This window comes from Mesorhizobium sp. M4B.F.Ca.ET.017.02.2.1, assembly GCF_003998955.1.
GTDB lineage: Bacteria > Pseudomonadota > Alphaproteobacteria > Rhizobiales > Rhizobiaceae > Mesorhizobium > Mesorhizobium abyssinicae.
The window spans coordinates 21,151-32,960 of sequence record NZ_RZOF01000026.1 but is presented as its reverse complement, the minus strand read 5'-3'; the positions used below and the strand labels follow the sequence as shown (position 1 = coordinate 32,960).

Genomic DNA, 11,810 nt, shown 5'->3' with positions numbered 1-11,810 from the left:
GCCGATCCTTGAGAAGCTTGGCAAGAACATCACCCTGATCGGCGAAAAGAACGGCGCCGGCCAGACCTGCAAGATCGCCAACCAGATCATCGTCGCGCTCAACATCGAGGCTGTCGCGGAAGCGCTGGTCTTTGCCAGCAAGGCCGGGTGCGATCCCGCCAGGGTGCGCAGCGCGCTGATGGGCGGATTCGCCTCGTCGCGCGTGCTCGAAGTGCATGGCGAGCGCATGATCGCGCGGACGTTTGCGCCGGGCTTCCGCATCCGGCTGCACCAGAAGGACCTCAATCTGGCGCTGGAAAGCGCGCGCGCGCTTGGCGTGGCGCTGCCGAACACGGCGGCGGCGCAGCAACTGATGAACGCCTGTTCGGCCCGAGCAGGCGGCGCGGAGGCCGACCACTCGTCCCTCGTCCAGGCGCTCGAGATCCTCAGCGCCCATGAACTGTCAACCGGAAAGGAATGAACCGATGCGCGGTACCGGCAAGGCCGATGTCTTCGTGATGCTGGCCCATCCTGTGGGGCATGCGAAGAGCCCCGGCATGTTCAACGAGATCTTCGAGCAGAAGGGGCTCGACAGCCTGATGGTGCCGCTGAGCTGTCGCCCGGAGGATTTCGACACGTTCTGGGCCGGCATCACGGCGGCCGAGAACATCCGCGGCGTGATCATCTCGGTGCCGTACAAGGTCCCGGTCTACCACAAATGTGCGGCCGCCCACGACCGCGCCGCGCGGGTGCAGAGCGCCAACTCGGTGCGCAGGCAGGCGGACGGCACCTGGTACGCCGACAATTTCGACGGCGTCGGCTTCATCGACGGGCTGAAGGCCGGCGGGCACCAGATCGCCGGCCGGCGCATCCTGCAGGTCGGCGCCGGCGGCGCCGGGGCGTCGCTGACTTACTGTCTGGCGGAGGAAGGCGCGGCGGAGATCCGCCTGGCCGACATCGACAGGGATCGCGCCGCGAAGCTTGCAGCGCTGGTCGGCAAGAGCTTCCCCAACTGCCGAATCGAAGTCGGCCAGCCCGATCCGTCCGACATGGACATGGCGATCAACGCGACGCCTTCAGGGCTGAAGGCCAGCGATCCGCTGCCGCTCGACGTGAGCAGGCTGACACCGGAGATGACGGTGGTCGACATCATCATGGAGCCGGCCGAGACGGCGCTGCTCAAGGCGGCGAAAGAGATCGGATGCCGCATCCAGCCTGGACGCCCGATGATGGATTTCCAAGTCGAAGCCATGGCCGAATTCTTCGACATCGAGCGCAAGGATCGCCACCATGGCTGAGGCTTTGACAACCGTCATCATCGGCGGCACTTCCGGCATTGGGCGCGCGATCGCCCTGCGCTTCGCCGAGGATGGTTATCAGGTGGTCGTCGCGGGCCGGGACGTGGCACGAGGCAACGAAACGGCCGAGGCCTGCGAGAGCGGCGGCGCGCCGCGCGCCCTGTTCGTCCAGACCGATGTCGGCGATCCCTCCTCGGTCGAGGCGCTGGCACAAGCCGTCGTGAAACCGTTCGGCACGCCGCATGTCGTCGTCAACTGCGCCGGCATCCTGCAGAGCGGCAAGCACGTCCTCGATCAGGACCTCGACGAGGACGAGAAGCTGTGGCGGATCAACTATCGCGGCACGCTGCTTGGCTGCCAGGTCTTCGGCCGGTCGATGTCGGCCGCCGGGCGCGGCGCCATCCTCAACGTCGGCTCGCTCGCCTCCTTCGCGCCGCTGTCGCTGCCGGCCTACACGCCGGGAAAGCACGCCGTTATGGCGCTGACGCAGATCCTGGCGGCCGAGCTTGGGCCGCACGGGGTTCGGGTGAACGCCGTGGCCCCGGGCTACACGCTGTCGGACGGGCTGAAAGCAAAGATCGCCAAGGGCGAGCGCAACCCCGAAGCCATACAGGCGACCACCGCGCTGCGCCGCTTCGTCGAGCCGCGCGACGTCGCCGAGGCCGCGCTGTTCCTCTGCTCCGAGCGCGCCGCGTCGATCACCGGCGTCACCCTGCCCGTCGACGCCGGCTGGCTCGTTCAGGCGCCCTACGCGCAATATCTGCAAGGCAACCCGATCCGGCAGACGCCGGCAATCTGACAAGGACAATCCAGTGGGCGATATCCAGCGCTTCGACTTCGACACCCGCATCCATCACGGTGTCATCCACAACGGCACGCTCTATCTCACCGGGCAGGTAGCCCAGCCCGGCCAGTCCGCGGCCGACCAGATGCGCGAGGTGCTCGGCAAGATCGATGCGCTGCTTGCCAAGGCCGGCACCGACAAGAGCCGCATCCTTCACGTCCAGATGTGGCTCGACGACGTCCGCGACTTCGACGAGGTCAACACGGTCTGGGACGCCTGGGTGCCGAAGGAGCATGCGCCGGCGCGCTCGTCCGGCGAGGGACGGATGGCCAGGCCCGGCATGCTGGTCGAGCTGATCGTGACCGCGGCGGTTTGAATGGTCTTGCCGGTTCGGGCATCATCCCGAATCTGGCGGGAGGGATATTGATGACGAAGCGCAAGCCGCTTTCCACCGTGGTGGCGGAGAGCCTGTCTGAAAAGATCCGTTCCGGACGGCTGCTGCCTGGCGCGCAACTGCCGACCGAGGCGGAGCTTTGCGCCGAATACGACGTCAGCCGCACCGTGGTGCGGGAGGCGGTGGCGCGGCTGCGCTCCGAAGGCATGGTGGTGCCGCAGCAGGGACGCGGCATGTTCGTCAGCGAAACGCCGGCGCCGCGCAATTTCTCGATCCCGGACGAGGCGTTGAGGACCTTGCCGGAAACCATCGCCCTGCTCGAACTCAGGCTGAGCGTCGAGGTGGAGTCCGCCGGGCTCTGCGCCGAACGGCGGAGCGACGCCGAGGCGGGCGCGATCCGGGCCGTGATGGAACAGGTCGACGCCCAGCAGGCGGATCCGGCCGTCGTCCAGATCCACTACGACTATGATTTCCACCTGGCGATCGCCAAGGCCGCGCGCAATGAATTCATCCACGGCTTCCTGGCCTATCTCCGGCCGATGATCGTGCCGCGCTTCCAGCTCGGCTACGTGGTCGAGCCCGAACTCAAGGACAGCTACTACGCGCGCATCCACAATGAGCACAAGGCTATCGTCGATGCCATCGAACGACAGGACGGCCGCGCAGCCCGCCAGGCCATGCGCAAGCACCTGCACAACAGTCTCGGCCGGGTGCGCGCGCTCGCCCGGGCCTCGGGCGTCGAGGCGACGGACGCCGAGCAGAAGGCGGCCGCGGCCTCGCTTTTCACCGAAATGAACAAGCCCATGCCGACGGCCGGATAGGGCCCCGCCGTCAACGCGCCGCGCATTCGCCGAGCACGGCCGGGCGGGCGTTCGCGAAAGCCATGTTTTTGCTCGATCGGCGATCGAAAGCCCAGCTTCACGCGGTGAAAGCTTTACTTTGCTTGGGTTTGCGGGTTTCGCGGCCGCGCAAGCGCATTGGAATATTCCAGCCGCCAAAAAGGCCTTCGAAAGTTTATCTTTCCTTTTTGCTGGTTTTCTTGGTTTCGCGGCAGCGGTCGAAGCCGCACACTGAAAGCCAGGCAATCGGGGAAAGCCCACGTGACGACAGCCTTCATCACAGGTGCGACGAGCGGCATAGGGCGGGCCATCGCGGTCGCGTTGAGCGACGCGGGTTACGACGTCTATGCCGTCGGGCGCAGCCAGGCCGCGCTCAAGGAGCTGCAGGCCGAACGGCCCGGCATCGTGCCGATCGCCGTCGACGTCACCGACCGCGAAGCGCTGGAATCGGTCGTGGCCGACCTCACCATCGACGTGCTGATCAACAATGCCGGGATCATGCCGCCGCTCGGCAATTTCGCCGACATGAAGATCGCCGACATCGACACCGCGCTCGAGGTGAATGTCAGCGCGGCAATCCTGCTCACCCGCCTCGTCGTGCCGCAGATGCGCGAGCGGCAATCGGGGCACATTCTGTTCACCGGGTCTTCCGCCGGCCATGCGGCTTTTCCCAAAGTCGCCGTCTATTCGGCCACCAAGGCAGCGATCGCCGGCTTCGCCGCCGCGTTGCGCGCCGACCTCTCCCAGTACGGCATCCGCGTGACCGAGATCGTGCCCGGTCGCGTCGAGACGCAGCTCTATAAGGACATACTCGACGCCGAGGCCCGGGCGGCCATGTACGCCGGGAACGTCGCCGTTCAGCCGGACGACGTGGCGAGTATGGTCGTCACCCTGCTCGGCCTGCCCGCTTGGGCCGACGTAACCCGCTTCGACATCATGCCGACCCGGCCGACCAGCCCAAGCGGCAGCAAGCAAGGAAAATAGAATGAAAGACCTTTCCGTTCTCATCGTTGGTGGCGGCGCCGGCCTCGGCGCGCTTTTGGCACGGATGGCCGTGGAAGCTGGGGCGGCAAAGATCGGCATCATCGACATCAACCAGGAGGCGGCTGAGGCCGCGCTGGAGCCGGCAAAGGCCAAGGGCCTGCCGACCGCGGCGGCGACCGGCGACATCCAGGTCGGGCCTCAGTCCCACGCGGCGTTCGATGCCATCGTCTCGAAGCTCGGGCGCGTCGACACGCTGATCAACTGCGCCGCGATCTATCCGCGCCGCCCGCTCCTCGAGATCACCGACGCAGAGTGGGATGCCTCCAACGGCATCAACATCAAGGGCACCTACCACATGATGGTGGCGGCCGTGCGCCACATGCAGTCGCAGGAACCGAAAGCCCAGGTACGCGGGCGGATCGTGAACCTGACCTCGGTCGACGCCTTCAAGGCGCATCCGCAGAACGCCCATTACGCGGCGACGAAGGCTGCCGTCGTCAGCCTGACGCGGTCCTTCGCCCATCACGCCGCCAAGGACGGGATCCTGGTGAATTCGGTGGCGCCGGCCGGCATGGCGACGGAGAAGGCGAAAGCCCTCGGCTTCCTCGAGGAACTGGCCAAGGCAAGCCCGCTCGGCCGCGGCGCCGAGCCCACCGAGATCGCCGAGTGGGTGCTGATGACGGGCGGCCCCAAGAATACCTACATGACCGGCGAAAACGTAATCGTTTCAGGCGGTTATATCTACGCATGAGGTGACATTCCGCAGCCGGCGGCAGCGGAAATACGGGCAGTGCATGATCGACGGAGTCTCAAGCAAGAGGAGGCGGAACTACGATGACCGGCAAGCTTCGCCTTCCCTCGCTCAATGCGCTCAGGGTCTTCCATGCCGTCGCGCAGCACAAGAGCTTCAGGCAAGCGGCCGACGAACTGCTGGTGACGCCGCAGGCGGTCGGCCAGCAGATCAAGCTGCTTGAAGACACGCTCCAGGTGACGCTGTTCGAGCGCAAGGGCCGGTCGATCGAATTGACCGAGTCGGCGATCCTTCTCTCGCACTACGTCAAGGCCGGCTTCGACGAGTTCTCGGAAGGCGTCCGCCGCGTCACCAAGTCGACCTACCGCGACCGCATCAACCTCAATGCGAGCCCGTATTTCGCCACGCACTATCTGCTGCCCAGGCTTTCGCTGTTCCGCGAGATCGTGCCCGGCGCCGACCTGCGCCTGACGACGATGGTCGACCTGCCGGATTTCGGCCGCGACGACATCGATATGACGGTGCAGTGGGGTTACGGCAGCTGGCCCGACTACGACACGACGCTGCTGGTGCCGGATCCGAAGATCGTCTGCTGCACGCCGGCGATCGGCGAGAAGATCAAGTCGGCGCACGACCTGACGAAGTTCACGCTGCTTGACACGGTCAAGTCAAAGCGCCTGTGGCCGGATATATTGCGCCACCTCGGAGTGGAGCTGACGGATGGCGACCGCAGCATCAGCTTCGACGACGCGGCAACCATGCGCCGGGCGACCCTGCAAGGCATCGGCGTTGGCCTGGTTTCCGTCATCGACGCCGAGGAGGATTTCCGGTCTGGCGCGCTGGTCGCGCCGATCGGCCGCGACGCCATTGCCGATATGAAGCCGGAGGAGGTGCCCGGCTTCTACCTGGTCGTTCCGCGCGGGCATCTGCGTGTGAAGGCGGTAGCCGCGCTGCACCGGTGGCTGGCCCAGCAGGATTGGCGGAGCGACCTCAAGATTTCCTTGCCGAAACCGACCCCGCTTTCCGACTAGGAGGCGGCTTCGCGACCGAGTTCCGAACGCTGTTTCGGGCTCCAACAAAAACAAGAAACGGAACAACCTCAACAGTGGAGACAACAACATGAAAATGATGCAATGGGGGGCTGCGGCCCTGGCCGTTGGCCTCGTTCATTTCGCTGCGCCGGCCGAGGCTGCGGGCGGCAAGACGCTCGAAACCGTCAAGGCGCGCGGCGTGCTGAACTGCACCGGCCATGACGGCTCCTATCTCGGCTTTGCCGAGGTGGACGACAAGGGCAACTGGAAGGGCATGGACATCGACCTCTGCAGGGCGGTGGCCACGGCCGTGTTCGGTGACCCAGCGAAGCTGAAGATCGTGCCGATCAGTTGGGCCCAGCGCTGGCCCTCCCTTCAGTCGGGCGACGTCGATATCGTCGTCAAGGCTTCGGGCGGCACGCTGAGCCGCGATACCGAACTGGGGCTTCAGTTCTCGATGTCATACTATCTCGGCACGACCAAGGTGATGGCGCACAAGGAGCTCAACCTGAAGTCGCTCAAGGATGCACAGGGCGGCACGATCTGCATCCCCGCCGGCACGACCATCGAACAACAGGTTGCTGCCTACAGCCAGAAGATCGGCATCAAGCTCGAGCCGGTCGTCATCGAAAAGACGGAAGAGCTCGAGCAGGCATACTTCTCGGGCCGCTGCGACATGTACGCCCAATGGGGGCCGGTGCTTGCAATCGCGCGTGTCGCCAAGGGCAAGGTCGACGAGCATGTGATCCTGCCCGACGTGATCGCGGTCGAGCCGGAGGTCATGATCGTGCGGCAGGGCGACGACAACTGGGTCGACGTCGCCAACTGGACGCTCACCGCACTGCTCTTCGCCGAGCAGGAGGGCATCACCTCGAAGAATGTCGATGAGATCAAGGCCAAGCCCACGTCACCGGCGGTCGCCAAGTTCCTCGGCGCGGCGCCAGGCATGGGCAAGGGTCTCGGGCTTGCCGACGACTGGGCCTACAACGTGATCAAGAAAGTCGGAAACTACGCGGAGATCTTCGATCGCGATCTCGGCAAGGATTCGCCCTACAAGATGGATCGTGACCTGACCAACCTGTGGAACAATGGCGGCGTCCTGTTCCCGCTGGTGATCGATTGATCCCCTTGGTGATCGACTGACCTTTCCTAACGCGTCCCGCTGTGAGTTCCGCCCGGCCTTGCCGGGCGGGGCCGGCGGCAATCCGGGAGATTGGCATATGGTCAGCCTGCTGAGGAATCAGAAGGTCCGCAACGCATTGCTGCAGGTTCTCTATGTCGGGTCGCTTGCAGCACTTGTGCTTTCCTGCGCGATGATCGCCAGGCGCAACCTGGCGGAGCAAGGCATCACCTCCGGCTTCGACTTCCTGTACAAGTCGACGGGCTGGGACGTGAACTTCTCGCTCCTGCCCGCCACCGCCAACGATCCCTATTGGTGGTTCTTCCTTATCGGCATCGTCAACACCCTGTTCCTGGGCAGCGTCGGGCTGGTCCTGGCGACGATTGTCGGAACGATCGTCGGTCTGGCGCGAACCTCCTCGAACGAACTGGCGCGGCTGCTCGGACGCACCTATGTCGACATTTTCCGCAACATCCCGCTGATCCTCCAGGTCTTCTTCTGGTACGCGCTGATCACCCATCTGCCGACACCGCGCGCCGCGCATGAGGCGTGGGGCTTTCTGCTCACCAGCCGCGGCCTCTATATGCCGATCCCGAATGTCGGCGGTCTGGCAATGGCGCTGGCCACACTGGCCGTGATCGGCGCAATCGCGCTGCCTGTCTGGCTGGGCCGGACGTCACGGCTGAGCCAGCCGGTCGGCGAGCGCTCCGCCGTCCAGCTTGGCGGCGCCGCGGCGGCGCTGTCCTGCGTCGTTCTCATCCTGATGATCGGCCGTCTGCCCGATGCGCCGCTGCTCGATTTCCCCGCCCTGCAAGGCCTCAACCTGAAGGGCGGCCTGCGCATTCCGCCGGAGTTTTCCGCACTCGCGGTCGCCATTGCCATCTATGGCGGCTCCTACATCGCCGAGATCGTGCGCGGCGGCTTCAAGGCCGTCGGCAAGGGCCAGGTGGAGGCAGCCCTTTCGCTGGGCCTCAGTCCCTGGCGGGTGTTCACGCTGGTCAAGCTGCCGCTGGCGCTGCGCGTGCCGATCCTCGCCAACCAGTATGTCTGGCTGATCAAGGCGACGACGATGGGCATCGCAATCGGCTTCACCGATTTCTTCATGATCGTGTCGCTGACCATCAACCACTCCGGCCAGACCCTGGAATCGATCGGCATCCTGATGGCAGGCTTCCTGACCATCAACCTTAGCCTCGCCGCCGTGTTCAACCGCATCAACAAGGCTATTGCCCTCAAGGGCAATCAACTGAGGGGATGAGAGATGGAAATGGTCGTTCTCGCTCCGCCTGCTCCAGGGACGCTCGAGGATCTGAGGCGGCGCTTTTTCGCGACGCCGCTTCAGGCCCTGTTGTCGCTGATCTCCCTGACAGTCATGGTCTTCCTTGCCTGGAAGTTGCTCAATTGGGCGATCTTCTCGGCCGTCTTCACGACGAGCGGCGGGCCTGAGGCCTGCCAGGCAGCGGCAGGAGCCTGCTGGTCGGTGATCGCGGCCAGGTGGCGCATCATCCTGTTCGGCCTCTATCCCTTTGAGGAGCAATGGCGTTCGGCGCTGGCCTGCGTCACCGTGGTGGTGATGACGGTGCTGAGCTGCATTCCGGCCTTCTGGACCGGACGCCGGATCGCGCTGGTCTGGGGAGCCGGGACGGCGCTCTATTACGTGCTTATGAAAGGCGGCGTGCTCGGCCTGCCCTATGTCGGCGAGGAAGCCTGGGGCGGCCTGGCGCTCACCCTGTTCATCTTCGTGACCACCTGCCTGATCGGCTTTCCGCTGGCGATCTGCCTGGCCCTGCTGCGGCGGTCTGAGCTGCCGTGGATATCGCGGACCACTGGCCTCATCATCGACTCGGTCCGCTCGCTGCCGCTGATCTCGATCCTGTTCACCTTCGCCATCGTCCTGCCGTTCGCGCTGCCGCAGTGGCTGGCAGGCGACAAGCTGTACCGGGTGATCATCGGCTCCGCCCTGTTCTTCTCCGCCTACCAGGCGGAGATCGTCAGAGGCGGCATGCAGGGCGTTCCAAAAGGGCAGGAGGAAGCCGCCATGGCGCTCGGCATGAGCTATTGGCAGCGCATCGGCCGCATCCTCTTGCCGCAGGCCATGCGCAACGCGCTGCCGGCAACGATCAACCAGTTCGTGGTCGCGTTCAAGGAGACATCGCTGGTGGTCATCGTCGGCTTCTTCGAGATCCTGGCCTCGGGCAATGCCGCCTACGGAACCGGCGAATGGCGCTTCGCCTATGTCGAAGTCTACGCCTTCATCGCCTTCATCTACTTCGTCTTCGTTTTCAGCCTGTCCCGCTACGGCGCCTTTCTCGAGCGCCGCATGTCGGTCGGCGAACGCTAAGGAGATCCGCATGACGATAGGCAGTTCGGGCGAGGCCGGCGGACCCGCGGTCCGCATCGAAAGCCTCGACAAATACTATGGCGCCTTTCACGCGCTGCGGAACGTCAACCTGTCCGTCGAACGAGGCGAGAGGATCGTCGTCTGTGGTCCCTCCGGTTCCGGCAAATCCACCATGATCCGTTGTATCAACCGGCTCGAGCAGCACAATGGCGGCCGCATCACCGTGCTCGGCACCGAACTCAACGACGATGTCGCCAACATCGACGAGATCAGGCGCGAGGTCGGCATGGTGTTCCAGCACTTCAACCTGTTTCCGCACATGACGGTGCTGGAGAACTGCATGCTTGCGCCGATGATCGTGCGCAAGCAGCCGCGCGCGGAAGTAGAGGCAACCGCCAGGCGCTATCTGGAGAAGGTTCGCATCCCCGAGCAGGCGATGAAGTTTCCCGGCCAGCTCTCCGGCGGCCAGCAGCAGCGGGTCGCGATCGCGCGCGCCCTTTGCATGCAGCCGCAGATCATGCTGTTCGACGAGCCGACCTCGGCCCTCGATCCGGAAATGATTTCCGAGGTGCTGGACGTCATGGTCACGCTCGCCTCGGAAGGCATGACGATGATCTGCGTCACCCACGAGATGGGCTTCGCGCGTCGCGTCGCCAACCGGGTGATCTTCATGGACGGCGGCGAGATCGTCGAAGAGGCGCCGCCGGAGGAGTTCTTCACCGCCTCCCGCAACGAGCGCACGCGGCAGTTCCTGTCGCAGGTGCTGGGTCATTGAACGACATTCTGGAAGATGCCACGTTCCCGAGCAGCACGCCGCACAGCTATCTTCCGGATATTTCAATGACTGATCCCGTTCTCGAATTGCGCGCGATTCTCGGACCGAAAGGCTGGCTTTCAGGCATCGACGCCGAGCCTTACCAGCGCGATTGGCTCAACCGGTATGGCGTCGCCCCCCTGGGCGTCGCCAGGCCGGCCAACACCGCGGAAGTGGCCGCGGTTGTCAAGCTGTGCCGGGAGGCCGGTCTGGCGGTGGTGCCGCAAGGCGGCAACACCGGGCTTTGCGGCGGCGCCGTCGCGGAGCAGCCGAACGCGGTGATCGTCTCGCTGTCGCGCATGGCGGCGATCGGCAAACCGGATCTCGACAGCGGCTCGATCGTCGTCGAGGCGGGCGTCGTTCTCGCGGCGCTGCACGAGGCGCTGGAGCCGCACGGGCTGATGTTCCCGATGCATCTCGGCGCAGAAGGCAGCGCCAGGATCGGCGGCTTGATCGGCACCAATGCCGGCGGCAGCCACGCCTTCCGATACGGCATGATGCAGGACCTCGTGCTCGGCCTCGAAGTCGTGACCCCGGACGGAGCGGTTTGGGACGGGCTGCGCGCGGTGCAGAAGGACAATGCCGGCTATCAATTGCGCAAGCTCTACTGCGGCGCGGAAGGCACGCTCGGCATCGTGACGCGCGCGGTGCTTCGGCTCTATCCGACGCCACGACAGCAGGCGGGCGCGCTGCTGGTCATGCCCGACTTTGCCGCCGCCGTCTCCTTCGGCGCATTCCTGCGCGGCGAGGCAGGGGAATTCCTGACCGGCCTCGAGTTCTTCTGCGACGTCGGCCTTGAACTCGCTCTCAGGCATGTGCCCGATCTCGCCTACCAGTTGGAAACAAGAGGCGATGTCTATCTGCTCGTCGAGCTGGCTTCGGGCTCGGCGCGCGTTCCCCTCGACGACATTCTGGCTTCAGCACTGGAATGGGGCATGGAGCAGGGCCTTGTGCTGGACGGCGCGCTGGCGACATCGGGCGCGCATCGGGCCCAGTTCTGGCGACTGCGCGAGGAGCAGCCGGAGGGGCAGCGGCTGGAGGGCGAGCAGCTCAAGCACGACATTTCCGTCCCTCCAGGCGCGATCGCCCGTTTCATCGAGGCCGGCGCCAGGATCTGCCAGGACATCCTGCCCGGCGTGCGGATCAATCCGTTCGGGCATCTCGGCGACGGCAACATCCATTACAATCTGTCCCCACCGGAAGGCCGCGTCGATTTCGACGGCAAGGCCGGGCGGTTCGCCGAGGCGCTGTCGGCGCTCGCCACGCAAACAGGCGGCAGCTTCGCGGCCGAGCACGGGCTTGGCCGCGCCAAGATCGCCATCGCCGATCGCAATCGCGGTGCGGTGGAGCGGGAGCTGATGGCGCGGCTGAAGGGCGCGCTCGATCCGCAGGGCACGATGAACCCCGGTGTTCTGGTGCGTTCGACACTGTAAAGAAAAACTTTCGAATGGACCGCATTTCTTGATTTCGCCGCG

Annotated in this window: 13 protein-coding genes; all 13 read left to right on the top strand. The window is 65.1% G+C overall.

All coding sequences use genetic code 11. The features are described from left to right. The coding region (locus tag EN738_RS05885) for an NAD-binding protein (protein WP_148669471.1) at positions 1-460 on the top strand (460 nt) is incomplete at its 5' end. A gap of 4 nt (positions 461-464) precedes the next feature. Next, entirely contained in the window at positions 465-1,277 is an 813-nt protein-coding gene (locus EN738_RS05880) for a shikimate dehydrogenase (RefSeq protein ID WP_127282889.1), read from the top strand. Then, a complete protein-coding gene (locus EN738_RS05875; RefSeq protein WP_127282888.1) occupies positions 1,270-2,076 on the top strand; it encodes an SDR family oxidoreductase in 807 nt (268 codons plus the stop codon). The genes EN738_RS05880 and EN738_RS05875 overlap by 8 nt, the downstream gene beginning before the upstream one ends. A gap of 13 nt (positions 2,077-2,089) precedes the next feature. Further along, positions 2,090-2,437 carry a RidA family protein gene (locus tag EN738_RS05870; RefSeq protein ID WP_127282887.1) on the top strand — a complete coding sequence of 116 codons (348 nt, stop codon included), beginning with the start codon at positions 2,090-2,092 and terminating at the stop codon, positions 2,435-2,437. Between the two features lie 50 nt (positions 2,438-2,487). Further along, positions 2,488-3,276, top strand: coding sequence for a FadR/GntR family transcriptional regulator (locus EN738_RS05865; protein WP_187331365.1), 789 nt, complete (start codon positions 2,488-2,490; stop codon positions 3,274-3,276). Positions 3,277-3,555: 279 nt separating this feature from the next. Next, on the top strand, positions 3,556-4,278 hold the full coding sequence (locus EN738_RS05860; RefSeq protein WP_127282885.1) for an SDR family oxidoreductase: 723 nt from the start codon (positions 3,556-3,558) through the stop codon (positions 4,276-4,278). A 1-nt stretch (position 4,279) separates the two neighbouring features. Beyond that, entirely contained in the window at positions 4,280-5,029 is a 750-nt protein-coding gene (locus tag EN738_RS05855; RefSeq protein ID WP_127282884.1) for an SDR family oxidoreductase, read from the top strand. 83 nt (positions 5,030-5,112) lie between these two features. Continuing rightward, on the top strand, positions 5,113-6,060 hold the full coding sequence (locus tag EN738_RS05850) for a LysR substrate-binding domain-containing protein (RefSeq protein WP_127282883.1): 948 nt from the start codon (positions 5,113-5,115) through the stop codon (positions 6,058-6,060). Between the two features lie 88 nt (positions 6,061-6,148). Continuing rightward, complete coding sequence (locus EN738_RS05845) at positions 6,149-7,183, top strand: amino acid ABC transporter substrate-binding protein (protein WP_127282882.1); 1,035 nt, start codon at positions 6,149-6,151, stop codon at positions 7,181-7,183. A 97-nt stretch (positions 7,184-7,280) separates the two neighbouring features. Next, positions 7,281-8,438: an ABC transporter permease subunit gene (locus tag EN738_RS05840; protein WP_127282881.1), complete on the top strand. Its 1,158-nt coding sequence runs from the start codon at positions 7,281-7,283 to the stop codon at positions 8,436-8,438. Positions 8,439-8,441: 3 nt separating this feature from the next. Continuing rightward, positions 8,442-9,521 carry an amino acid ABC transporter permease gene (locus EN738_RS05835; protein WP_127282880.1) on the top strand — a complete coding sequence of 360 codons (1,080 nt, stop codon included), beginning with the start codon at positions 8,442-8,444 and terminating at the stop codon, positions 9,519-9,521. 10 nt (positions 9,522-9,531) lie between these two features. Then, positions 9,532-10,296 (top strand): amino acid ABC transporter ATP-binding protein, encoded by a 765-nt coding sequence (locus tag EN738_RS05830; RefSeq protein ID WP_127282879.1) that lies wholly within the window; start codon positions 9,532-9,534, stop codon positions 10,294-10,296. Positions 10,297-10,361: 65 nt separating this feature from the next. Continuing rightward, positions 10,362-11,768: an FAD-binding oxidoreductase gene (locus tag EN738_RS05825; protein WP_127282878.1), complete on the top strand. Its 1,407-nt coding sequence runs from the start codon at positions 10,362-10,364 to the stop codon at positions 11,766-11,768. Positions 11,769-11,810 lie beyond the last annotated feature (42 nt).

Bases quoted from the DNA above. Each gene is read 5' to 3' on its own strand.
- EN738_RS05830 (WP_127282879.1), top strand. From the start codon at position 9,532: ATGACGATAGGCAGTTCGGGCGAGGCCGGCGGACCCGCGGTCCGCATC.
- EN738_RS05840 (WP_127282881.1), top strand. From the start codon at position 7,281: ATGGTCAGCCTGCTGAGGAATCAGAAGGTCCGCAACGCATTGCTGCAG.
- EN738_RS05855 (WP_127282884.1), top strand. From the start codon at position 4,280: ATGAAAGACCTTTCCGTTCTCATCGTTGGTGGCGGCGCCGGCCTCGGC.
- EN738_RS05850 (WP_127282883.1), top strand. From the start codon at position 5,113: ATGACCGGCAAGCTTCGCCTTCCCTCGCTCAATGCGCTCAGGGTCTTC.
- EN738_RS05825 (WP_127282878.1), top strand. From the start codon at position 10,362: ATGACTGATCCCGTTCTCGAATTGCGCGCGATTCTCGGACCGAAAGGC.
- EN738_RS05865 (WP_187331365.1), top strand. From the start codon at position 2,488: ATGACGAAGCGCAAGCCGCTTTCCACCGTGGTGGCGGAGAGCCTGTCT.
- EN738_RS05835 (WP_127282880.1), top strand. From the start codon at position 8,442: ATGGAAATGGTCGTTCTCGCTCCGCCTGCTCCAGGGACGCTCGAGGAT.
- EN738_RS05845 (WP_127282882.1), top strand. From the start codon at position 6,149: ATGAAAATGATGCAATGGGGGGCTGCGGCCCTGGCCGTTGGCCTCGTT.
- EN738_RS05875 (WP_127282888.1), top strand. From the start codon at position 1,270: ATGGCTGAGGCTTTGACAACCGTCATCATCGGCGGCACTTCCGGCATT.
- EN738_RS05880 (WP_127282889.1), top strand. From the start codon at position 465: ATGCGCGGTACCGGCAAGGCCGATGTCTTCGTGATGCTGGCCCATCCT.